The organism is Haematospirillum sp. 15-248 (genome assembly GCF_012102665.1).
Taxonomy (GTDB): Bacteria; Pseudomonadota; Alphaproteobacteria; order Rhodospirillales; family Rhodospirillaceae; genus Haematospirillum.
In genome coordinates, this window is the sequence record NZ_JAAVTF010000004.1 from 53,034 (window position 1) to 77,731 (window position 24,698).

Here is a 24,698-nt window from a genome sequence, read left to right on the forward strand (position 1 = left end):
ACGACAGGGTACTTTCCATATCGGCAGCAGATGTGCCGGTAACAATTATTTTCCCCTCGTCGTCATTGTTATCCACGTCGTTGACCAGACGATCGAAAAACGATGTTGGCAGTTACCTTTCACGACTCGTGTACGCATGATCACACCGAACGCGTCTTCAGGCAGGATCTGTGACGCTTCATCGACCACCAGAACATCAAATGTGTATTACTAGGCGGGAGAAACTGTACAGCCGAGAGCAGGGCAAAGGATATTTTTCCATTGCCTTCAAACGCATAAGGCTACAATTCGGACCGGAATTCAGATTGATAATGTTCAGGTGGCTCTCCCTGATATTTGCCTGTTTCATATTAAACAATGGGTTTTGTGTTCCGGTATCGAGGAGTTTTGGCATTTTTAATCGGTAGAAAACATAATAAATTATCATTCTCGTTTAATAATATCAATATTCATTTTTGATAAAATGAAATAAATATTGTCATGTATTTTACAAATTAAATGAAGTTTTATTTATATAGTTATAATAATATTGTTCCTTCATCACTGAATCCAATGCCTGTTAGTGTAATGCTGAAGCCTTTTGTTTCAGCGTTTCCATCTGTATCGAAGTACAAGACTATGCTGTTATCTGCTTTTTCTATCCGGATAGATGGAGGCTGCATAGAGTTTGGTTTCTGGTGCGTATGGATCTCGGGGAGGGTGGGTGCGGTCTGTATGGCATCATTTTGTTTGGTGCTGAAATCCAGAACCATGTCGTGCGCGTTTGTGGTCCGGGCTGGACCATGATCTTCCCGGTTCGCTATACCCTCTTGTTCCTGAGATACCCTGAGATAAGCTACCCTCGGACTGTCGGCGTTGTCAGATGTGATGACGGGAGTATCTTCAGGTTCATGCGGCATGTCAGCCGGCATGGCATCAGGCGCGTTCCTTAACACAAGGTCTCTGGCCGTCAGCAGGGGGTTATCCTTGAGTCTGAGATCGACCTCGGCTGTACTGGTGTCAAGGTCCGTATCACCTCTCAGGACAAGATCCTTTCCTTCCGAGGTGGCCCACAGTGTCCCCGGCGCAGGTCGATCTCCGAGGAGGGTAAAGATGTATCCTGTTTGAGAGAGGTCAATCCGGTCCTCCCCTGGCTGGAAATCCAGGATTCGGTCACCATGGGTTTCGGCTGTCGTGGTGTAGAGGAAGACATCGGCCCCGGGGCCCCCGTGGAGGGTGTCGGCACCTGGTCCTCCATGCAGGGTATCAGCACCATTTCCTCCTCTGATCCAGTCCCGCCCCTCTCCACCATTCAGGTGGTCGTTACCATTGTTTCCGCGCAGCGTATCGCTTCCCGTACCGCCATTCAGGGTGTCATCACCAGAGCCACCCCTGAGCATATCGTCTCCTGTGCTGCCGTTCAGGATATCATTACCCTTTCCACCTGAAATCTTGTTAAGTCCTTTGAACTCCGAAAGCCCAAGGATGACGTCTTCCTTTGTTTCCGCAGCATTCAGGTGATTCCCGTTTATGGTCAGGGTGTTGTTAACTCCGTCGATATCGTTTGCTGTCAGGAGTGGGTTGTTCATAAGCCTGAGCTCGACTTCAGCCGTGCTGACATCGTGGTCTGTATCACCCCGCAGGATCAGATCCTCTCCTTCCAAGGTTGTCCACAGGGATCCCGGTGTAGGTCGATCTCCGAGCAGGGAAAAGATATGCCCTGTTTCAGAAAGATCGATCCGGTCCTCCCCCGGCTGGAAATCCAGGATTCGGTCACCATGGGTTTCGGCTGTCGTGGTGTAGAGGAAGACATCGGCCCCGGGGCCCCCGTGGAGGGTGTCGGCACCTGGTCCCCCGGTCAGGATATCGTTTCCTCCATCACCTTTCAGCCAGTCCTGTCCTTCTCCGCCATTCAGGCGATCATTCCCGGCATTACCGCAGATCTCGTCGTTTCCACCTTCACCATCCAGCGTATTATCTTCCTCGTCCCCGGTCAGCTGGTCCCCCGCGTGGCCTCCTTTGATGTTCTCGATATTCCGTATGCGATCTTCCTCTGTATCGTCCACGTACACAGTGGCGTCCTGTGATCCATGCAGTGTTACCCGGACAGGTGCTGTCTTTCCGTCGTACCAGGCCCAGTCTGTGCCAGATCCTCCATCCAGGCTGTCCTTGCCTCTTCCTCCCCGGAAAGTATTGTCGTTTTCATCCCCTGTCAGCACGTCGTCACCAGAGCCTCCGTACACGATTTCGATATTCTTGACCGTATCTTCAGCCCAGCGATGGATGTAAACGGTTGCTTCCTGTGACCCCAGCAGCGTGACCCGTACGGGTTCGGTCTTCCCGCTGTAGGACATAAGGTCGTTGCCTTCGCCGCCATCCAGGCTGTCTTTGCCCGGACCTCCCCTGAGAATGTCGTTGCCTGCGCCGCCATACAGGAAATCGTTTCCATTTCCCCCTTCAAGGTGGTCATCTCCGGCGCCGCCGTGCAGGGTGTCGACACCAGGACCACCGTTCAGAATGTCGTGCCCATCCCTTCCGTCCAGAAAGTCATTGCCTCTTTCGCCCAGAAGGGTGTTGTCGCCTTCGTCTCCGGTGATTTGGTCATTTCCCCAGCCACCGCGTATATTCTCGATATTCCGGACCGTATCTTCGGCGATGCCCCCCACATATACGGCGGCATCCTGCGCACCGTGCAGTGTCACGCGAACAGGAGCTGTCTTGTCTGTGTAGTCAGCGAAATCATTTCCATCACCACCGTCCAGCGCGTCATGACCGTGTTCGCCCTTCAGTGTGTCGTTTCCGGCAACACCATCGAGAACATCATTTCCGCTGCCGCCATCCAGGGTATCGTCTCCGGTCCCACCATAGAGGACGTCATTGCCGGTATTGCCCCGAAGCCAGTCGTTGCCGTCTCCCCCGTCCAGAAAGTCCTCTCCGCCACCTCCCCGGAATTCGTTGCTGCCTTCATCTCCTGTCAGTTCGTCATTTGCCCAGCCGCCGCGTATATTCTCGATGTTACGAATAGTGTCCTCGGCAACATTACCTACGTACACGGTTGCGCTTTGCGATCCTTGCAGTGTTACCCGGACGGGTTCCGCTTTTTCGTCGTACCAGGCCCAGTCTGTTCCGGCACCGCCATCCAGTGTGTCGTTGCCCGGGCCGCCCTTGAGAACGTTGCTTTCTTCGTCACCTGTCAGATGATCATTGCCCTGACTGCCGTAGACACCTTCGACACTGTTCACCGTATCTTCCGGTACACCATTGACATAAACCGTCGCTTTTTCTTTTCCGCGCAGGACGACCCTGATTGGCTCATGCCGGTCTTCGTAGGACACCGAATCATTCCATCCGGGGCCGCTGAAGATCTCTTTCATATTTGGTGTGTCTCTGTATTCCTTCATGGTCCCCTCCTGCGTGGCTGGGAGCCTGCGTTGCCTTGCTGATGGATGGTGAAGAGATGCGAGCAAGGTTAACCCGGGCCAGACCGCGACGGCCCCGTGTCATCAGGGTGTAAGCAACAGATGGTGGATTTCCACTTCTGTTGGCATGGGTTTATCAGCTCTTTTTTTGGACACAGCCCCGCTACAGGAAACAGCCCTCACCGTCAGGAGATAGAAGAACCATCTCCTGACCTGCTGCTCCATGGGCATGCGACCTTGTTTTAACTATTTTGTAGCAGAAATAATAAGTTTAACTAACCCATTGCCAAATTTTTCATTTTTATTATGCATACATCTTGTTGATCAGGGCGGATTCAGCATTGATATGAATGAGTCGATAACTTGTCCTGCTGTTGACATATTTTGTTTTCTTATCTTTTTGGCGTCTCTTGATCACGGTTGTATCGTGATCCGGTGATGCAAGGTTTGTCCTGCGACAGCGCAGTGTCATGGTGTAAAGTTGTTGCGTTCGGGCTTCTCCCCGGCCTTTGTTGCCCTCTTTTACAGATACCGGATTTTTCTGATGACACTTTCTGTACGTTCTCTCGACAGGGCTTTTATGGCTGGTCATCTTGATATCTGGGCGGGGCCCGGATGGGACAGGGAAACAGGGTCAACCGTCGAGATCCTGGAGGAAGACGGTACACCGCGCTGTCAGACGCCCCGTCGTGTGATGGCTTTGTGCCGCCAGCTCTATGTCCGCTGTGCCTTGTATGCGATTGATCCCGTCTTGTGTCGTGATCAGGGGGGGCGTCTTCTGGAGAGACTGGACACCCTGTATGCCGATCCCCTGAACGGGGGATGGTGGTTCAGTATCATGCCGGATGGCGAGGCTGCGGACCGGCGCAAGGATTTGTATGCCCATGCCTTTGTTGTTCTGGCGACAGCGGTTGCGGCCTCTTTTCTTGGTCATGATCGCGCACTGTTCCTGGCGCGGCGGACAATCGATGACATCCGGACGCTGTTTACTCTTCCCGACTGTTCGTGGTTTGCAGCCGGGGCAGACCCGGATGGATCAGGGCCAGACAGACGCCTGTTGCAAAACCCGCACATGCATCTGTTTGAGGCTGCTATGGCTTTTGCCCTGGTTTCGGGTCGCAGTCAGGATGCCGATATGGCTCACCATCTGGCTGCTTTGTTTCCATCGCTTCTGCACCCCCAGGCCGGAATGGTTGCGGAATACTTTGGGGAAGACGGATCTCCCGAGCTTGCGGCCCGGGCCCAGATTGAACCGGGTCATCAGTTCGAGTGGGCTTGGTTGTTGCATGAATATGCGGTGCGCTTCCACGAACCTGGTCCTGTGCAGCAACGCTGGCTGGACCAGGCTCATGACCTTCTGGAACGTGGCATGACGTGCGGGATTGATCGTGCGTTCGGTGGCGTTTTCAACAGTGTGGATGCGCACGGTCGTGTGACGGACGAGGGAAAGCGCATCTGGCCCTTGACTGAATTGCTCAAGGCGTTGGCTGTTCTGCGACCGGGGCAGGAAAAGGAATTCCTGGATTTTCTTGGTCGCACCTATTTGCGCCCGGGTGGCTTCTGGATTGAAGCGTGCAGCCGCTCCCTTGAGCCATTTGATCAAACGCTGCGTGCCAGTACGGGCTATCATCTGGCAACGGCCTGGCAGGAGCTGGGGCGTATGGCGGGCGGTCGCGGAGTGTATGATCTGGGGCGCGCTTCCCCTTGATGCTTTCGTAAGGATATGGGCCTAGTTCTGCCAGCATGGCGTTTACAGCGCCTTGGTTGCGGTTCATTATGGTTTCAAGGGCCATGCGAATGGCCAGTATTGCTGACCATTTCTGCGGCTTTATTGTTGCGTGAGAGCATGGTAACCCGTATACCCGAATAGTTGGGTTACTGCTCGTATTCCTCCTGTGGGTTGAGAGCGATTCTCTTCTGCGGTGCTGTTGTGCCGGTACCGCTTGATCGGGGAGGTTTTTGCATGCCGTCAAAGATGATGCAGTTTGTCCGTCTGGATCAGCAGATACCTGACAAGCGTTCCGCGCAGGAGCGATGCGGTGACTTTGACGAAATTTACAGCGTGTTTAACCCGGACAAGGCCAGTGAGCAGGCTTCGCGTTGCACGCAGTGTGGCATTCCGTTTTGCCAGATTCATTGTCCGCTCGGGAACAATATTCCCGATTGGTTGGCCATGGCCGCAGCAGGTCGCCTGCGCGAGGCATACGAGTTGGCCTCCGCAACCAATGCCATGCCGGAAATTTGCGGTCGTATCTGTCCGCAGGATCGTCTGTGCGAGGGATCCTGTGTTCTGGAGCAATCTGGCCATCACACAGTGACCATCGGTGCAGTTGAACGTTTTGTCACCGATACAGCATGGGCGCAGGGGTGGGTGAAGCCTTTGCAGCCTGGCCCGGCCCGGGGGCAGAGCGTCGGGATTGTTGGTGCCGGTCCGGCCGGACTGGTTGCTGCAGAAGAGCTTCGTCTTCGTGGCTTTGATGTGGATATTTACGATCGTTACGATCGTGCCGGCGGGTTGCTGGTTTATGGTATTCCCGGCTTCAAGCTGGAAAAGGATGTGGTACGCCGTCGTGTCCAGCGACTGCAGGACGGCGGCATTGTGTTTCATCTTGGCGTGGATGTTGGGGGCAATCTTGCCTTTTCCACTCTCAGGGAGCGCCACGACGCCATCCTGCTTGCCACGGGCGTGTACCGGGCACGTAATCTTTCAACACCGGGGTCTGGCCTGCGTGGAGTGGTTCCAGCCCTGGACTATTTGATTGCATCCAGTCGTGCCGGCTTTGGGGATGCTGCTGTGGACCTCGGGTTGGATGCGCGGGACAGGCATGTTGTCGTCATCGGGGGTGGTGATACCGCGATGGACTGTGTGCGTACAGCCATCCGTCAAGGGGCACGCAGCGTCAAGTGCCTTTACAGGCGTGATCGTGACAATATGCCCGGCTCCCTGCGTGAAGTTTCCAATGCCGAGGAAGAGGGCGTGGAATTTGTCTGGCTGTCAGCGCCAGAGGCTTTCCTGGATGAAGGAACGCCCGGCCATGTATCAGGGGTGCGGGCTGTGCCGATGTATCTGGGTGTTCCGGATGCCAGTGGCCGCCAGACACCCCGCCCGGTTGGGGATTCCCATTTTGTTCTGCCAGCTGGTCTTGTGATCGAGGCCCTAGGTTTTGATCCCGAGGATGTGCCGACCCTCTTCGGGGAGTCTGCATTGCGTGTAACGGAGTATGGAACACTGGTGGTTGATCCGCAGACCGCGATGACCTCGGTGGAAGGTGTGTTTGCTGCCGGCGACATCGTGCGCGGCGCATCCCTGGTGGTCTGGGCTATTCGTGACGGGCGGGAGGTTGCAGCCTCAATCGCCGATTACCTTGAGAAACGGTCGGATACAGGGGCTGTTGCCAGTTTTGGTGAAGGAGTGCGGGTATAATGGGAAACCAGTCTGTAGCCGAGACAGGCAAGCCGTTTCCAGACGATTGGCATAACAATGTCCGGACCCTGGAAGAAGCACACCTTTACTTTCCGCTTCAGGAGCATGACGCTTGCGGTGTTGGTCTGGTAGCAGCTCTTGACGGAAAGCCCCGGCGCCAGGTGGTCGAGGCTGGTATCAGCGCCCTGAAGGTTCTGTTTCATCGCGGGGCTGTCGATGCGGATGGAAAAACGGGTGATGGTGCCGGCATTCACGTTGCTGTCCCGCAAACCTTCTTCAAGGCTCACGTTGAACGCATTGGTCACAAGCCGCTGGATGGGGTGATGGCGGTGGGCATGATTTTTCTGCCCAAGAACGACATGCTGGCACAAGAACGGTGCCGGATGATTGTTGAAGCCGAGATTCTGCGCTGTGGGTACGGGATCTATGGCTGGCGCCAGGTGCCGGTTGATATCGATGTGATCGGGGAAAAAGCCAACGCGACGCGTCCCGAGATCGAACAGATCATGATTGCCAATACCCGCAATGTCCCCGAACAGCAGTTTGAAACAGACTTGTATGTTCTGCGTCGCCGGATGGAGGCCAAGGCATCGGCCGAGAATATTGCCGAGTTCTATGTTTGCTCGCTGTCCTGCCGTTCCGTGATTTACAAGGGCATGTTCCTGGCCGAGCAGCTGGACACGTTCTATCCAGATCTGGCTGATGAGCGGTTTGAGTCCCCGTTTGCCATCTATCACCAGCGTTACTCCACCAATACATTCCCGACGTGGCGTCTGGCCCAGCCGTTCCGGATGTTGGCCCACAATGGAGAGATCAACACTCTTTCCGGTAACATCAACTGGATGCGGGCGCATGAGACCCGTCTGGAAAGCCCTGTCTTTGGTGCTCGTGTTCGTGACCTGAAGCCGGTTATTCAGCCTGGCGGGTCTGACTCGGCTGCCTTGGACAATGTGTTTGAGCTTCTGGTGCGTGCCGGGCGCCCGGCACCTGCGGTCAAGGCCATGATGATTCCGGAGAGCCTTTCTTCCGGATCGGTCATGCCGGATGCACACCGGCATTTCTTCCGTTACAGCAACTGCGTGATGGAACCGTGGGATGGCCCGGCTGCTGTTTGTGCCTATGACGGGCGCTGGGTTATTGCCGGCTTGGACCGTAATGGCCTTCGTCCTTTGCGCTACACCATAACCGGTGACGATCTGCTGATTGTGGGCTCGGAAACGGGCATGGTGCGCATTGATGAAGCCAGTGTTCGGGCCAAGGGGCGTGTTGGTCCCGGGCAGTGTATTGGCATAGACCTGCTGGAAGGGCGCTTCTACGGTGATGATGCGCTGAAAACCGCCATGGCTTCCCGTGCTCCCTTTGGGGCCTGGACATCCCGGATGACGCATCTGGACAGCCTGATAAAGGGATCGGGGATGTCCAGTCCAACGCTTGATGCCGGTACGCTGTGCCGTCGGCAGCTTGCTCATGGCATGACCCTGGAAGACATGGAGCTGATACTGGCTCCGATGATCGAGGAAGCCAAGGAAGCCATTGGCTCGATGGGGGATGATACGCCCTTGGCCGTGCTTTCGGATCATTATCGTGGATTGCATGTCTTCTTTCGGCAGAATTTCAGCCAGGTGACCAATCCACCCATTGATCCACTACGGGAAACACGGGTCATGAGCCTGGGGACCCGTCTGGGCAATTTGGGCAATATCCTGGATGAAGATCCATCCCAGTGTGATATTTTGCAGATCGAGAGCCCGGTCCTGACCAATGCCGAATTTTGGGCCATGTGCGCCTATATGGGTGATGCAGCCGCTTTTGTGGATTGTACCTTCGACGTTCATGGTGGTGAGCATGCCCTGCGTGAGGCTGTGCGTCGTATCCAGAACGAAACCGAGGACGCTGTTCGGGGTGGTTGTACTCACGTTATCCTGACGGATGAGTCTGCGTCTGCAGACCGTGCTCCCATGCCGATGATCTTGGCTGCAGGGGCTGTGCACACCTGGTTGATCCGCCAGAAGCTGCGTACATTTACCAGCTTGAATGTCCGGTCTGGTGAATGTCTGGATACACACTCCATTGCTGTTCTGATCGGTGTCGGTGCTACCACGGTCAACGCCTGGCTGGCTGAGGAAGCTATCCATGACCGTGTCCGCCGGGGTCTTCTGGGCGGAATTTCGCTGGAGCAGGCACTGAGAAACTTTCGCAAGGCCCAGGATGATGGTTTGCGGAAGATCATGTCCAAGATGGGTATCTCCGTTGTGTCCTCGTATCGTGGGGGGCTGAACTTCGAGGCTGTTGGTCTGTCCCGTGCCCTGGTCGCGGAATTCTTTCCCGGTATGCCGTCCCGGATTTCCGGTATCGGGATGGCAGGGATCCAGAAAATGGTTCTGGAGCAGCATGTCCGGGCCTGGAAGGCTCCTTCGGCTGTTCTTCCTGTCGGTGGCCTGTATCGCTATCGGCGTGGTTCTGGCGAGACGCACGGTTTTGAGGGGACCCTGATCCATATGTTGCAGATGGCTGTGACGCGGGAGGATTATGCCCTGTATCAGCGTTATACCCGTGGGGTTCGTGCGTTACCGCCGATTTCATTGCGTGATTTGCTGGATTTCCGCCGGGCGGAGCGTCCGTTGCCTCCGGATGAGGTGGAATCCGTGACCCAGCTGCGCCGCCGTTTCGTAACGCCGGCCATGTCACTTGGGGCTTTGTCGGAAGAAGCCCATGGCACCCTGAACATTGCCATGAACCGGATTGGTGCCAAGTCAGACAGTGGTGAGGGTGGCGAGGTGCCGGAGCGGTATCGTCCCCGCCCGAATGGCGACAATGCCAATTCAGCAATCAAACAGGTGGCATCCGGGCGTTTTGGTGTGACGGCGGAGTATCTGAACCAGTGCCGTGAAATTGAGATCAAGGTTGCACAAGGCGCCAAACCTGGCGAGGGAGGGCAGTTGCCTGGCTTCAAGGTGACAGCCCAGATTGCGGCCCTGCGCCATTCAACACCGGGGGTGACGCTGATCTCTCCTCCCCCCCACCACGATATTTATTCCATCGAGGATCTGGCCCAGCTTATCTATGACCTGAAGCAGATCAATCCAAAGGCCCGCGTTGTAGTCAAGCTGGTTTCCCGTTCCGGCATTGGGACCATTGCGGCCGGTGTGGCCAAGGCCAAGGCCGATGTTATCCATATTTCCGGGCATGCGGGCGGGACCGGGGCCAGCCCGATGACATCGATCCGCTACGCCGGGCTGCCGTGGGAGCTTGGCCTGTCGGAGGTTCACCAGGTCCTGACCCTCAACCGTTTGCGTCATCGGGTTCTTTTGCGCACGGATGGCGGCATCAAGACAGGCCGGGATGTGGTTGTGGCCGCCATTCTCGGGGCCGAGGAATTCGGGGTTGGCACGGCAAGCCTGATTGCCATGGGCTGCATTATGGTGCGCCAGTGTCATTCCAATACATGTCCGGTCGGTGTCTGCACGCAGGATGAGGCCCTGCGGGCCAAGTTCGGCGGTACACCGGAAAAGGTTGTCAACCTGTTCTCCTTTATGGCTGAAGAGGTGCGAGAAATTCTGGCCGAGCTGGGTTTCCGGACCCTGAACGAGATTATCGGCCGGACCGACCTGCTGTACCAGGTTTCACGAGGGGCTTGGTATCTGGATGACCTGGACCTGAACTCCCTTCTGGTCAAGGCAGATACAGGGGGGCTGCCGACTGTTTGTGCTGTCCAGGGGCGTAACGAGGTTGATGAAACCCTTGATGCCCGTATGATCGAGGATGCCCGCTCTGCCCTGGAGGACGGGGAGAAGATGCAGCTGACCTATCATGTGCAGAATACGCACCGTGCGGTTGGAACCGGGTTGAGCCACAGAATTGTGACCCGCTATGGGATGAAGGGGCTTCAGCCGGGCCACATTACGGTTCGCCTGCGTGGGTCTGCCGGGCAGTCCCTTGGGGCCTTTGCCGTGCAGGGCCTGAAGCTGGAAGTTTTCGGAGATGCCAACGACTACGTTGGCAAGGGATTGTCCGGTGGGGCCATTGTTGTGCGCCCCCCGGTGTCCAGTCCGCTATTGTCCCAGGATAATACCATTATCGGAAACACGGTCCTGTATGGAGCAACGGCGGGAACTCTTTTTGCAGCAGGCCAGGCTGGGGAGCGTTTTGCCGTACGTAACTCAGGGGCTGTTGCCGTGATCGAGGGGTGTGGATCAAATGGCTGCGAGTACATGACGGGCGGAGAGGTTGTAATTCTTGGGCCTGTTGGTCCGAATTTTGCCGCCGGTATGACCGGTGGTATGGCTTATGTTTTGTGCGATGACAGTCTTGATCATCTGCTCAACCCGGATTCCGTAATCTGTCAGCGGATCGAAATGGATTACTACGCAAATCGCCTGAAGGAGCTGGTCCGCCAACATACCTGTGAAACAGGGTCTCGCTTTGCCGAGAAAATACTGGCCGAGTGGCACTGTCAAATCGGGAATTTCTGGCAGATTGTGCCCCGGGAGATGGTGATGCGTCTTGATATGCCTGTTTCCCGACGCCTTCCGGAAGCTTGCGTTTCCGCCTGATGCTACAGGGCGGCCTGGTCTGCTTTGTGAGACTGCGCGGCCTCGCATGCTTTCTCGTGCGTTGTTGTCGCATAGCAGTAAATGCAGCCTTGTGCGCAGGTGTTATAGGCCCCGATATCCTTGCTGGCGGCACAGGCACAGGCCGCGCGGTGGCTGCGGGATCCAGTGACAATAGATTGGTCTGCCAGGCGTGACAGACGTTCTGTGTCGATGCAGGCAGCATCGTGCAGGCCGGGAACCAGAAGGTGGCGCTGGGCGCACAGGGACAGAGCCATGCCGTTATCCTGGGCGATGGCGAGGAAGTCCCCCAGCAATGCCTTCTTGGTGTCATCATCCGGATCATGCCAGGTCAGGTTACTGTGCTGTGCTGCCCTCTCAAGGGATCGCCGTGTCTTGCTGTAGAACTGGGCAAAGCTGACAATAACTTCGTTGACGGCACCTTTCAGATCCCGGGCCAAGCGGGAAAATGTCTCACGGTGCCAGTAGGGTGGTGTCAGGGATGTGAAAAGAATGGGGTCATAACGCCAGACAATGGCATCAAGCCCGCGGGCTCTGGCCAAGGTGCGTATCATCTCAACCGCGTGGTGTGAATCCGGGACAAAGCGGTCCATGTCGCGGGGATAGCCGGTAACTGTGAACTGGATAACAGTCGGTAGGCCCAGGGCATCGACGGCTGGCAAGTGATGCAGGAACGGCTTGATGTTCCGGGTCCACAGAACAAGACCGGACAGGGCCTGCGGACGAAGGTCGACCGTAAAGGGCCTGTTGTTCCAGACATTGTATACCGTGACGTGCCCGGCCTGCAGCCGGTTGATGAACCAGTCTCCATAAAAGGCCGGTATGTCGGTCTTGTAACTGGCGGACAGGACGGGCCTTGTTTCCTTGCACGTCACGCCATGTGTCCCCTTTGATCGAAGAGAAAGCCGCCAGCGGCGGCTTTCTGTGTCAGCAATATGCAGACCAAGTCGGGATTCATGCCTTACTTTGGCATCGATGTCTTGATCCAGTCCTCCAGCAAGCTTTTCACCGGGGGCGCGCCAACCTTTGTTGCTGTGAGCTTTCCATTGTGGAACAACATCAGGGTCGGAATGCCACGGACCCCGTAATTGCCGGGCGTCACCGGGTTTTCATCAATGTTGATCTTGGTGATTTCCAGCGTTTCGCCCATTTCGGCTGACAGTTCGTCCAGCAGAGGGGCCAAGGTCCGGCAGGGGCCGCACCATTCTGCCCAGAAATCAACCAGAACCGGCTTTTCTGCTTTCAGGACATCTTTTTCAAAGCTGTCATCCGTCACCTGCTTCATGTGTATTCTTCCTTAGTCATCATGGTCGGCTTGTATCTTGGACTCTAGGGAGCGGCGTTGATGTCGTCAAGGCCAGGCCAAGGCACTTTGGGGTGGGTATCGTGTGCAGTCTCTTTTCATTCCACGTGTTCCCGGATAGGCTGTCGGCTATTTTTATCGAGGAACCTGTTGATGCCACCGAAGAATAACCCTCTGAAGCTCAATTCCCTGCAGTTGAAGACCCTGACCTTGCTTCAGGTCCTGGCCGGGATGCCCGATGCCAGCCAGCCGGACCCGGAAACCGGAGACCCCATGGTTACCGCGTTTCCTGATCCCCACGGGAACCATTTTCACCTTGGATCTTGGGTCGTTTCTTCTTCTGATGCCACGGGCCTGCGCAATGAGGCCGTTTGGAAGGCCCTGACCCGCAAGGGGTTGGCCATGTCGCGCTGGCCTTATGGCATTTCGGTCACAGCTCCGGGGATGACCTATGAAACCGGGCTGAAAAGCAAGATCCTGCATGGCTCTGACCATTGATATCCCTGTCTTGCGGAGTGTCGTATCATGCCCGACCGTACAGCCTGTGTTCTTGTTATTGGCAACGAGGTCCTGTCCGGGCGAACGCGTGATGCGAACATTCCCATGATTGCAACAGGTCTGGCCGGGATTGGTATTGCCTTGAAAGAGGCCCGTATCATACCCGATATGCACGAGGCGATTGTTTCAGCCTTGCACGATGTCCGGGATCGTTTCGATCTTGTTCTCACAACCGGGGGTATAGGCCCAACGCACGATGATATTACGGCTGAGGCTGTTTCAGCGGCTTTCGGGGTTGAGCTGGAGCAAAACCCCGATGCAGTAAAGCGGTTGCGTGATTATTACGGTCCCGAACACTTGACCCCGGCACGGCTTCGTATGGCCCGTATTCCTGTCGGGGCGGCTCTTCTGGACAATCCGGTCAGTGCAGCTCCGGGCTTTTGTATCGGGAACGTGTATATTCTGGCTGGTGTTCCCCGCATTGCGGCAGCCTGCTTTGACCTGTTGAAACCGGGGCTGGCTGGCGGGGCTGCGATTGTTTCCAGGGCTGTTTCAGCCGCGGTACGTGAAAGCGACCTTGCTGCGTCCTTGGGGGGGATACAGGCGTCGTTTCCTGATGTTGACATCGGCAGCTACCCTTTCATGACCCCGACAGGCTATGGCGTCAGTATTGTTGCCCGTGGCACGGATCCGGAACGATTGGATCAGGCTGCTGCTGCCGTTGCCGATGCCATGCGGGCGCTTGGTGTTGAGCCGTTCTTTGCCGACCACGCCGCTGCGGCTGATGGATCATCCTGAGGGAGAGTGCGGTGTGCCGGTGAGTCCTCAGGAAAAGAAGGCCCTGAAATTCCTGTTCCAGCATCTGTTGGCAGGGTGTGCAGGGGCTTTGTTGTGCGGCATTATGATACTGTGGCTTGATATTGGAAATATTCGTACACTTGCTTTTCGGTCTGATCACCCGGTTCTTTATACGGGGCTGCTTTTTTTCGGTCTTTTTGTTACCTTTGGCAGTGTCAGCATGGGTATCGGCATCATGAGTCTGGGCGAAGACCGTAACTAGGATGCTTGTTATCCCTTGTTTTTGTTCTTCATGAACAAATACGTTTCTATGCAGACAATAAATGTACCGGTTGGGCTGAAAGCACGGCTGTGCTGATGCTACAATGTGGTGCGGCTGTGTATGCGGGATTCGCGTATGGGCAGGATATCGTGTTCCTGTCGTCGCTTCTGAATCCAGACGAGCTGCATGGTGCGGCCTTGTTTGTATCGGCGCGCCGCGGTGCTTGCCCCGGAGTGTTGTTTCCTGGGTGTGCGTATCGTATCCGGTATGGCGGGTTTTCCAGCCCGTGATGCTGCCGGGATACGGGATTGGGCTATCCCCGCTGGAGGGGTCAGTGCAAGGAATGTGCGATGGCCGATGAAGCTCCCCGTCTGGTTGAGCCTGAGGAAATAGAAATCCTGAGCTCCGAAACACCTGTCACCGATGGGCAGTCGACAGGTGAGCGTGCAGCCGTGTCTGCCGCTGTCGGGGATGATGAAGTCGATGGCGAGATGGATGCGCTCGCCCGGTCTATCGATGAGCCAGAGCAGGATTCACCCCAGAACGTGGGTAACTTGGGTGTCTTGCACACCGGCAGCCGGTCGGAGGCCGACGTACAGGTTATTGGCGGTGAGCTTGATACGGTGCCAACGCCCGCTCCCGGTGTTGCTGCGACCGAAGGTGGAAACCAGGGTATTCCGGACGGTATCATTGATGCCGGGGCAGTTAACCCGCCGCCTGCCAGTTCCGAGAACACGCCTTCTTCTGTAGACCCTCTTTCACCATCGGCAGCTGCCGGGGCTGAACCCCTGCAGCCGGACCTGCCAGCTTCACCGGTTGCTGCGGTACAGGGTGCCCCTGTTATCGTTGCTCCGGAGCAGGCCAATGCCCCACCAGTGCCCGGGGATACGCAGGATACCACTGTGGCCACGGCCCCTGTCGTTCCTGAAGATCAGCAACAAACGGTTCAGATTCCGGCTGTGGCTCCGGTTGTGTCCCTTGTTCCGGCTATAGGTGCTGAAGATAATGGTATTGCTCTGTCAATTACCTTGTCCAGCCCGGGGGTGGGGATCCTGGATATTGTGATCAGTAATCTGCCGGCAGGGACTGTGCTGAGCGCAGGCACTCCCATTGATGCGACCAGCTGGCGGGTTTCTGCTGCTGATCTCGCTGGCCTTCAGCTGACACCGCCGTCGAATTTCAGCGGCGAGCTTGCGGTGACTGTGACGGCAACGACCACCGGAACGGCCGGCGATACGGCCAGCACTGCAACGGTATTGCCAGTTACCGTGACACCGGTAGCGGACGCCCCGGCTCTGGATGTTCCTGCCTTGACGGTTGGAGCAGAGGATACAGACGTTCCCTTTCATATTCAGGCTTCATTGACAGATACCGATGGTTCGGAAAGCCTGAGCATAACAGTGTCCGGCCTGCCGGCGGGGACGACCCTGAGCAAGGGAACGCAGCAGGCCGACGGGTCCTGGACCCTGTCCCCGGGTGATTTGCCGGGCCTGACATTGAGACCTCCGGCTGATTTCAGCGGCACCATCAATGCCACGGTGAAGGCAACCTCGACCGAAGGCCAGCCAGCAGCCCTGCCGGAACAGCAATCGGCCTCTGTTGATACATCTGTGTCACTGACCATTACCGGTGTTGCCGATACGCCGACACTGGCGGTCGCGCCTCCTGCTTCCGGCGTTGAAGATACGGCCCTTCCTTTGACGATCAATGCCAATCTTCAGGACACTTCAGAAACGCTGTCCGTTGTGATTTCCGGGCTTCCGGCTGGCGCAACCCTCAACCAGGGAACACAGGGTGCGGATGGAAGCTGGACCCTGTCGCCGGCAGAGCTGGCCGGCTTGCAGCTTAATCCTCCGCCAAACTACAGCGGCTCGTTCAACTTGGTTGTGACTGCTGTATCAACAGAACAGGATGGTGATACAGCCAGCATCCTGCAAACGGTTCCGGTTACGATTGCTCCGGTTGTGGATGCACCGACCTTGACTGCGTCACTTCCGGTCTCTGGCCATGAAGATACGGCAGTACCTTTTGATATTCAGGCGGCCCTCACTGATACCGATGGTTCGGAAAGCCTGACAATCACGGTCTCTGGCCTTCCTTCTGGAACGACCCTGAGCAGCGGGACACAGCAGCCGGATGGATCCTGGTCACTGACTTCGGCGGATCTGCCCGGGCTTCTGCTGACACCACCGCTGAATTTCAGCGGCACCATCAATGCCACAGTGACGGCAACTTCAACCGAAGGTCAGCCGGTTGCCCTGGGACCTCAGTCTGCCAGTGAGGTGACCCTGGTTTCTGTTTCGGTTACCGGGGTTGCGGATGGGGCTGTGGTGTCCGCCAGTGCACCGGCAGCCGGTAACGAAGATACCCATGTTGCGTTGAATCTGTCTGCTTCCCTGTCGGACAATGATGGGTCTGAAAAGGTGGTGTTGACCCTGTCGGGGATGCCGGAAGGGAGCACATTCCATCTTGGTACATCCGGGACTGCCCCTGCTGTTCCCGCCACCGTCAATCCGGATGGCTCGGTGACCTTGGCGCCCTTGCCCGCAGGTGATGTTGCATCCCTGTCTGTTCTGGCCAAGGGAAGTACATCCGGGAATTATGCCGGCTCCTATACCCTGACGGTCAGTGCTGTGTCTGTCGAGCAGGATGGTAGCGTGTCGGTTCCGTCTGTCATGACAGTCCCTGTTGTGGTTGCGCCGGTATCTGATGGTGTCAGTACGTCCGGACAGAGTGTGTCCGGTCTTGAAGATACGACGATTGCCTGGCGGCCGGTCTTTACCCTTGTTGACCGTGACAACGCAACATCAGGCGATGCCAGCGGGGCACCGGGGCAGGAGAAGGTCACGACCGTTTCCATATACTCCAATGATCCCGATATGGTGGGCAGCGTGTGGAAGGTTGCGCTTCCCGGTCAACCCGAACAGGTATTGACCATCCAGACCGGGTCTTTTTCCACCGGCAGCGGATCAACCGTTTACCAGTACAAGATCGATATTCCGACGGACGCCATTCAGGTGGCTGATGGGGCTGCTGCCGACCGGTTTGCAGTTGAGGGTTTAACGGTCAGGCCGTCTCCGGACAGTGACCGTGATATCAGTGTGGTCTTTGGTGTCGGCACGGAAGACACAGCCAGTGGGATGACGGCCAGTCGGGTGACGAATGTCAGTGGAGCTGTCAAGGTTACGGCTGTTGCTGATGATATTGTCCTGACAGCAGCTGATGTAACCGGCAAGGAAGATCAAGGAATTGGCGGTGCCAATGTGTTTCCCCTCAACCTGTCTGCCACCCTGCACGATACCGATGGCTCCGAACGTGTTTATGCCGTGGAGATCATGGGTGTTCCCAATGGCTGGAAGCTGGCGGGAGCTGCGGGTATCGTTGATGCCGGGGGGGGAGTATGGCGGTATTCCCCGGCTGACCATGGCGGTGTGAACAGCAGCCCTGATTTGTCAGGGCTGCGTCTGGAATTGCCGGAGCATGCGTCAACCAATGACCCGGTCTCCCTGACCATGCGCGTGTCCTGGTATGATCCGGGTACAGAAGGGGGGGCAGGTGCCAGCGCTGCGCGTGCGCAGAGTACGGATTTCAAGGTCACAGTTGATCCGGTTGCTGATACACCTGTTGCTGTCATCAAAACCGTTGTAGGCAATGAAGATACGCCGCTGGCGGTCTATATCGACCCGCAGACACCGGACAACGATGGCTCGGAAGTGATCTCCGTCATTCTGTCCGGCCTGCCCGATGGTGTGACGTTTGGCCACATGATTGGCGGGGTTTTCCAAGAACTGACCGGTGTGACATCCAGTGTTGGCGGGCAGACGGTCTGGACCCTCTCCGAAGCCCAGTTGTCGGGTTTGCACATGATGCCCCCGGCCAACTCCAACAAGGATTTTACCTTCACCGCGGAAATACGCACGACGGAAACCGGTGGTCCGGCGGATGCGGACAACGTGGCAAGTACAGTAAAAACAATATCCGTTGACTTGCGTGGGGTAGCAGATGGCAGTGCCCTGGCGGATGGTACGGTCATAACCCGGACTGGATCCGAGGATACGGCCATTGACCTGAATATCAGTGGTATTCCGATGGTGGATACCGATGGATCGGAAAAAGCCAGCTATGTTCTGGATCTGTCAGCGCTTCCATCCGGCTTCACGCTGACCGGTGTTCCGGAGAAGGCTCTGGTGCCCCTGGGTGGTGATCGCTGGTCGGTGGCGGCGTCCGAGGCCGGGAATCTGAAGCTTGTGCCACCCAAGGATTTCTCCAATGCCTTCCCGGGTGGTACCGATGTGCGTATCGGGCTGGAGATACGCAGTACGGAGAATGACGGCAGTGTACGGGTCGAGAACCATCCCCTGGACATTCACGTCAATGCGGTTGTTGATGCCCCGCATGTGGCCAGCCCGGATGCAGGGCGCGAGGACAGCCCGCTGACCATTCCCCTGACGGTCAGTGCCGGCGACAGCGATGGCTCGGAGACAGTCAGCAGCCTGTATCTGACAACACACTTGTCTGGCTTCAAGGTGACCAATGGATCCGGGGCAGAGTTGACGTGGAACGCCTCTCTTGGGCGTTATGATGCCAATCTGTCCGGGCAGACGGTTCTGAAGTTGCAGCCCCTGGACGGGCGTCAGGATCTGGGGGGGGACGGTGCTGATGTTCCCTACACCCTTCAGGTAACGGTTCGGGATGCCGGAGGTGTGCAGGCAACCTTCAATGTCGGGCGGACCATTGTGGTCAATCCGGTTGCCGATACGCCGGAGCTTTCAGCCTCGGTTCAGGGTACAGCCCCGATCGGGTCGCCTCTGGATGTTCATTTGTCCGTTGCCAGTGGCGAGGTTGGTCATCTGGTTGGTGGAACCTATGTTCCCGACGGATCTGAGAAAGTTGGTCTTCAGGTCAGCGGCATGGTCAACGGGGTTGTCCTGGTGCAGGAAATGCCCGACGGCAGCTTGAACCAGATCGGCCGCAACAACGGCGACGGAACCTGGACCCTGGATCCGCAAACTTTGGACAGTCTGCGTGCTTCGGACGGATCCATCCCCGATGGCATCATAAAAGTCTGGGCCCCATGGGGTGAGATGAGCGGAGGCGGGACCTACACCCCCGTTTCGTCCCTGACCTTGGGCCTGAAAGCCATTGCGGTGGAACCGGACGGAACCGGGGCTGACCGCGTGGCCAGCACCGAGACAACCCTGAACCTGAACTGGAACCACGGCGGTGGCGGTGGTCATCATGGTGGTGGCAATGGCAATGGCCATGATGGCTCAGTCCATTGGGGTGGGGACGGCGTTATACACGGCGTGGAAGATGTGCCGGTTACTTCGCTTAATCTGGGCAACATGCCTTCTGATGTGGCCGAGGTGGTTATCAGCGGTGTTCCGGCCGGGGCTTCGTTCTCCGCAGGGACGGATATGGGCAACGGGGTGTGGAAAATTGCCGCGGCAGATATTCCATCCCTTGTCTTCACCCCACCAGAGGATCTGGGCGGAAGTGGTACGGCCGTTGAAGGGCTGAACCATGTGACGCCTTCTGGTTTTTCGCCTCCCGGTCTGGCGCTTGGTCTGGGAAAGGGGATGTATGGCGGGACCATCATCCTGACCGTGGAAGGGTATAACGGCAGCGGTGATCCGGTTGCGGGCGGCGCCTTTATCCGCGCCGTGTCTTTGGTACCGGAAGCCGACACTCCCACGCTATCCGGCACCCCGTTGTCGGGCAGCGAGGATGCTCCCCTGTCCCTGTCCGGCATTACGGTTACAACCAACGACGTGGATGGTTCGGAGACCGCCAGTGCCTTGATCAAGGTGCCACAGGGGTTTGTGTTGTCGGTTGATGCCCCGCCGCTGCGCTACGATACCGTTGGTGGTGGCGACGGACAGCCGGCCTTTGCCCTCAATGCCGGTGGCGCCGCTGTGTATGCGGTTTACTCTGTTGCGGCGGCTGACATATCCAGCCTGACCCTGGTGCGGGATCCGTCTGTTCCGTCTGCCGAGCATTATTCAGGGCCCCTGAAGATCTATGTGACCGGTGTTGCAACAGAGCTGGAGGGAGGGCAGGCCAGCGTGGAGCAGGACTTCACGCTGGATGTGACGGCGGTTGCTGATGGTGCGGCGTTGTCTGCAGCTCCGGCAACCGGCACTGAAGATGGCGGGGCCATTGCCCTGAACCTGTCGGCCAGCCTGATCGACAGCAGCGAGACCCTGACATCACTTGCGGTGCTTGGTGCCGATGCGTCAAAGGTGACATTTGTTGATGGTGCAGGACAGCCGGTGCCCGACCTGTCTTCCTTGACCTTGGCCCAGGTGCAGGATCTGCATGTTCTGCCGGCAGCCAATGTGGCCGGTGATGTCAGCTTTGTCCTGAAAGCGGTAACGGCCGATGGTGCAGATACCAAGGAAACCCAGCATGTGGTGACGGTGCATATCACGCCGGTAGCGGATATGCCGTCTGTTGTTGTGACCCCGTCCCAGTCTGGTCCCTTTGCCTTCTCCGGGACGGAGGATACGGCGATTGCCCTGGATATTGCCGCATCCCTGACTGATACCGACGGATCGGAATCCCTGTCCCTGGTTCTGGATGTCCCCGTAGGGGCCACGCTGGTGCATGTGGCGGCTGACGGGGCCATGACCGTTGCCGGAGCCAACACAGGCAATGGGAAATGGGTGCTGGATACGTCGGACCTGTCGGGTCTCCACATTGTGCCGCCTCAGGATTACAACGGCTCCATGACGGTCAATGTGACGGCCACAGCGTGGGAGAACGGCCTGCGCAGTGGTGCCGTATCGCAAAGCCAGTCCTTTGCTGTTGAGGTTGTCGCGCAGGCAGATACACCGGATATCGAACCCCCTGCCCACGTACATGGGCAGGAAGATACGGGTATCGCCATTGATCTGGGGCTTGCGCATGGGACAACAGGCCCTCATGCTACGCCTGAGTCCCTGACGCTGGAAATTGTTGATGTGCCTGCTGGTGCGTCTTTCACCCTGTCCGACAATGCGGTTGGAACCCATGGGGCTGGTGGTGCCTGGACGTTCTCGGCAGCCGAGGTTGCCCAGATCATGGCAGCCGGGTCCGGGGCTTTCAAGGTTGTTCCCCCCGCTGACAGTGATGAAAGCTTTACTCTTGGGGTGCGCGCCATCAGTACGGATGGCGACACGACAGCATCCTCAGCCGGGTTGGGGGACAGTCCCTACCGCCCGGTACATGTGACGATTGATGCTGTGGCTGATGCTCCTTCCCTGTCTGTATCGAATGTATCCGGGCAGGAAGACCAGCCTATTGCGCTTGATATTGCGGCGGCTCTTGTCGATACAGATGGCTCCGAGACCCTGTCTGTTACCGTTTCTGGCGTGCCGCATGGTGCTGCTCTGTCGGCGGGAACCAACAATGGAGACGGCAGCTGGACCTTGACCTCGGCGCAACTGACGGGCCTGACCTTTACTGCCCCTGAACATGAAAGTGGTACCTGGACATTCTCTGTGTCTGCAACGTCAACAGAGAAAGCCAATAGTGATACTGCAACGACTTCAGACTCGTTCACCATTACTGTTGACCCTGTTGCCGATCCCCCCGATGTTTCTGCACAATCCGTCGTGGCAGACAGCGGTGCCCCGGTTGCCTTGTCCCTTGCCGCCAATCTTGTTGACAGCTCCGAGACGCTGTCACTGACCCTGACCGGTGCTCCGGAGGGGAGTCTGTCAGCGGGAACGTGGGATGCTTCGACTTCCAGCTATCAACTCCAGCAATCCGAGTTGACGGATCTGACCTTCACGCCGCCATCCGGTGATGCGGCTGAGTTTCCGATGACCCTGACCGCTGTTTCAACAGAGTCCAATGGCTCGACCGCCCAGACCAGTGCTGACTTTACGGTGACAGTCCCGGATGCCCCTGTGCCCGATACACCACTGGTTTCCGCCATGTTCTTCCTGCCGGATGCAGGGGGGGATGCCTGGAATACCTTCCTGTCCGATGACAGTGTACCGGTGGTCGGCCATGATGGTGGTGTGGCTGCGGCAGACCAGCTGGTGACCCTTGGCAGTGATACGTTTGATACTGGCGCCGGCGATGTGTCCGGTGGAATGGTTGATGGTGCCGTTGCCGGGGGTGGCCTTGACCTGGCTGGCCTTGGTGACAGTGGTGGAGCAGGGGATCTCATCATCCCGCACGAGGGTGACCATGGAGCGGGTTCGGCAGCTTCCATGGCTGGCGGGATTTGATCCTTCAGGCCCTTATTCCTGTTCGGGCCTGTTTCCGGACAGGGCAGCGTTCAGTCCGTCGCGGACGATGGTTTCGCAGTGTCGTGACAAGGCCTTCCTGTTGCCTGTTTCCGCAATGGTGACGGTCGGGAAGAAGTCAACCTCGACCGTCAGGCTGCCGAGCCTCAGGAAGTCCATCAGATGTGGGAAAAGCTCCATGTCCCCGTACCACGCGAAAAACGGGCGCATACTGCGTCCCATCGGTAATCCCTTGTAGCGTGTATAGGCAATGCTGACCGGCTGTACGTGGACCGCTTCTCCGTTTACCGCTTTCTCTGCGGTATTGAACAGGCTGCTTTTGAACGGCAGAACCCGGTTTCCATCCGATGAGGTTCCCTCAGGGAAAAGAATGATGGGTTCCCCCTCCTGCAGGCGCTCGGCAATGACATCGCGATGCTGTGCCGTGGCGCTGACCCGCCGCTCGACAAAGATTGTGCGGGCAATGGAGGCCAGAAACCCGATCCCGGGCCACTGTCGTACCTCGGCTTTTGAAACGAAAGCACCCGGAATCAGGGCGCACAGGATCATGATATCGATGTAGCTGACATGATTGGCAACACACAGCAAGGGCCGGTGCTGTGACAGTTTTCCCCGGACAACGACCTTTACGCCGAATATCAGCGACAGGGCAACCTTCCAGTAGAACATGGATATGTTCCTGTAGCGGCAGCGCAAAAAAAGGGCCGGTATGTAGGCTATCAGACACAACCCCGTCCACAGGACGTAAAGGGCCAGTTTTGTTACAGCGCCAATTGTGGTGAGCATTCAGCCCGGATTCCCTCTCAGGTTGCCTGCCGGTCTCGATTTCCGGTCATAATGTTTGAAGTACTTGTCTGAGATCAGGTCCGTCTTGACCATCACGCAGACATCAACCGTGTTGAAATCATGGTCAATGACAGCTCCGTCGCCAACAAAGCCTCCCAGGCGGAGGTACCCTTTGACCAGCGGTGGAACGGACGCAAGCCCCCGTGCCGGATGAATGCGATCAGGGGGCAAAAGGTCCATAGCAGTGTAGCGGTCCTTCAAGGCAACCGGACGCATGGATTCCGGAGCCAGATGGTGCTGGTAAAGATAGGAAAGCGGAAGTGCCAGCTTTGATGGATCCGTACCCTGCAGGCTGGCACAGCCAAACATCATGGTAATATCATAGTGGAACACATAGGCGGCAATGCCTCGCCACAGCAGCTGCATTGTTGCTTTTGTGCGATAGGCGGCATCAACACAGGACCGGCCCAGCTCCATGATCTCACCGGAGAGGGCTTCAAGTGGTGCAATATCGTACTCATCGGCTGTATAGAAACGTCCGGCCTTGTGCGCCTGGGAGCGTCGGAGCAAACGATAGGTTCCGACAACAGCTTCGGGACCATCCCCTTTGGTATGGTCAATGACAACAAGGTGGTCGCAGAACGGATCAAACCGATCAAAATCCCGGCCGGTAGCGGCAACCTCCGGCGTGGGTCGTGCGCCCATCTCCTGGAAAAAAACCCGGTAGCGAAGCGCTTGCGCTGCTTCTATCTCCACATCGTTGGTGGCCAGCCGTATTTCCTGATCCCCTGTCGTAAGGGTTTCCAGCATTACCATAAACGTATCCTGTTGTTCGGGCTGTTCCCGCTGCCCTGTTTTTCTGGTGCGCACGGCGACAGAATGCACGGCTGTCACACAAAGAGCAAGCTGTGCCCGGTGTGTTACAGGGCATCTGTTGTTGGTTCAGGCTTACGTTTCCGGGTCGTCCAGGGGGACGCCGTACAGCTCAAGCCTGTGCCCTACCAAGCGATAGCCCAGTTTTTCGGCAATACGCCTTTGCAGTTCCTCGATTTCTTCATTGTGGAATTCGAAAACCCGGCCTGATTTCATGTCGATCAGATGATCGTGATGTTCGTCCTGTATTTCCTCGTAACGGGCCCGCCCGTCACCAAAGTCATGGCGTGCCAGGATCTGTGCTTCTTCAAGCAGGCGTACGGTACGATACACGGTTGCAATGGAAATCTTGGGATCGATTGCTGTGGCGCGGCGGTATACCTCCTCCACATCCGGATGATCTGTGGCATCAGAAAGAACCTTGGCGATGACCCGGCGCTGGTCGGTCATCTTCATTCCTTTATCGATACACATTTGCTCAATGCGGGAAATCGGCTGGAAGCCTCTGTCCATAGTCTTGTCCCTTACGTGTTGGGTGGATAGGGCGG

13 protein-coding genes are annotated in these 24,698 nt (G+C 57.0%); 7 read left to right on the plus strand and 6 right to left on the minus strand.

The genetic code is table 11. The features are described from left to right. Window positions 1-518: 518 nt before the first annotated feature. A complete protein-coding gene (locus HEQ72_RS11595; protein ID WP_168022819.1) occupies window positions 519-3,380 on the minus strand; it encodes a M10 family metallopeptidase C-terminal domain-containing protein in 2,862 nt (953 codons plus the stop codon). Window positions 3,381-3,942: 562 nt separating this feature from the next. Between HEQ72_RS11595 and HEQ72_RS05595 the strand changes: the two genes are divergently transcribed. From HEQ72_RS05595 to gltB, 3 genes are all read left to right on the plus strand, one after another. Continuing rightward, window positions 3,943-5,106 carry an AGE family epimerase/isomerase gene (locus HEQ72_RS05595; RefSeq protein WP_168022820.1) on the plus strand — a complete coding sequence of 388 codons (1,164 nt, stop codon included), beginning with the start codon at window positions 3,943-3,945 and terminating at the stop codon, window positions 5,104-5,106. 255 nt (window positions 5,107-5,361) lie between these two features. After that, the gene (locus HEQ72_RS05600; protein WP_168020520.1) at window positions 5,362-6,822 is read left to right on the plus strand and encodes an NAD(P)-dependent oxidoreductase; all 1,461 of its coding nucleotides are present in this window, start codon (window positions 5,362-5,364) and stop codon (window positions 6,820-6,822) included. After that, window positions 6,822-11,375, plus strand: a complete 4,554-nt coding sequence (gene gltB, locus HEQ72_RS05605) for a glutamate synthase large subunit (protein WP_168022821.1) — start codon at window positions 6,822-6,824, stop codon at window positions 11,373-11,375. The genes HEQ72_RS05600 and gltB overlap by 1 nt, the downstream gene beginning before the upstream one ends. A gap of 2 nt (window positions 11,376-11,377) precedes the next feature. On the opposite strand, the gene HEQ72_RS05610 is transcribed toward gltB, so the two are convergent. After that, window positions 11,378-12,268, minus strand: a complete 891-nt coding sequence (locus tag HEQ72_RS05610) for a DUF1848 domain-containing protein (RefSeq protein WP_168022822.1) — start codon at window positions 12,266-12,268, stop codon at window positions 11,378-11,380. An 86-nt stretch (window positions 12,269-12,354) separates the two neighbouring features. Further along, complete coding sequence (gene trxA, locus HEQ72_RS05615) at window positions 12,355-12,678, minus strand: thioredoxin (RefSeq protein WP_168022823.1); 324 nt, start codon at window positions 12,676-12,678, stop codon at window positions 12,355-12,357. A gap of 171 nt (window positions 12,679-12,849) precedes the next feature. Between trxA and HEQ72_RS05620 the strand changes: the two genes are divergently transcribed. The 4 genes from HEQ72_RS05620 to HEQ72_RS05635 all read left to right on the plus strand — a co-directional run bounded on the left by HEQ72_RS05620 (window position 12,850) and on the right by HEQ72_RS05635 (window position 22,473). Next, on the plus strand, window positions 12,850-13,194 hold the full coding sequence (locus tag HEQ72_RS05620) for a hypothetical protein (RefSeq protein ID WP_168020525.1): 345 nt from the start codon (window positions 12,850-12,852) through the stop codon (window positions 13,192-13,194). A gap of 27 nt (window positions 13,195-13,221) precedes the next feature. Continuing rightward, window positions 13,222-13,992, plus strand: coding sequence for a competence/damage-inducible protein A (locus HEQ72_RS05625; RefSeq protein ID WP_168022824.1), 771 nt, complete (start codon window positions 13,222-13,224; stop codon window positions 13,990-13,992). A 13-nt stretch (window positions 13,993-14,005) separates the two neighbouring features. Further along, the gene (locus HEQ72_RS05630; RefSeq protein WP_167805519.1) at window positions 14,006-14,254 is read left to right on the plus strand and encodes a hypothetical protein; all 249 of its coding nucleotides are present in this window, start codon (window positions 14,006-14,008) and stop codon (window positions 14,252-14,254) included. A 350-nt stretch (window positions 14,255-14,604) separates the two neighbouring features. Further along, entirely contained in the window at window positions 14,605-22,473 is a 7,869-nt protein-coding gene (locus HEQ72_RS05635) for a hypothetical protein (protein WP_168022825.1), read from the plus strand. Window positions 22,474-22,485: 12 nt separating this feature from the next. Here HEQ72_RS05635 and HEQ72_RS05640 read toward each other — a convergent pair whose 3' ends face one another. The 3 genes from HEQ72_RS05640 to HEQ72_RS05650 form a co-directional block, all read right to left on the minus strand. Next, on the minus strand, window positions 22,486-23,160 hold the full coding sequence (locus HEQ72_RS05640; protein WP_245183188.1) for a lysophospholipid acyltransferase family protein: 675 nt from the start codon (window positions 23,158-23,160) through the stop codon (window positions 22,486-22,488). A 117-nt stretch (window positions 23,161-23,277) separates the two neighbouring features. Beyond that, window positions 23,278-24,093 carry a GNAT family N-acetyltransferase gene (locus HEQ72_RS05645; protein WP_168022826.1) on the minus strand — a complete coding sequence of 272 codons (816 nt, stop codon included), beginning with the start codon at window positions 24,091-24,093 and terminating at the stop codon, window positions 23,278-23,280. Window positions 24,094-24,225: 132 nt separating this feature from the next. Then, window positions 24,226-24,606, minus strand: coding sequence for a Fur family transcriptional regulator (locus HEQ72_RS05650; RefSeq protein ID WP_168020612.1), 381 nt, complete (start codon window positions 24,604-24,606; stop codon window positions 24,226-24,228). Window positions 24,607-24,698 lie beyond the last annotated feature (92 nt).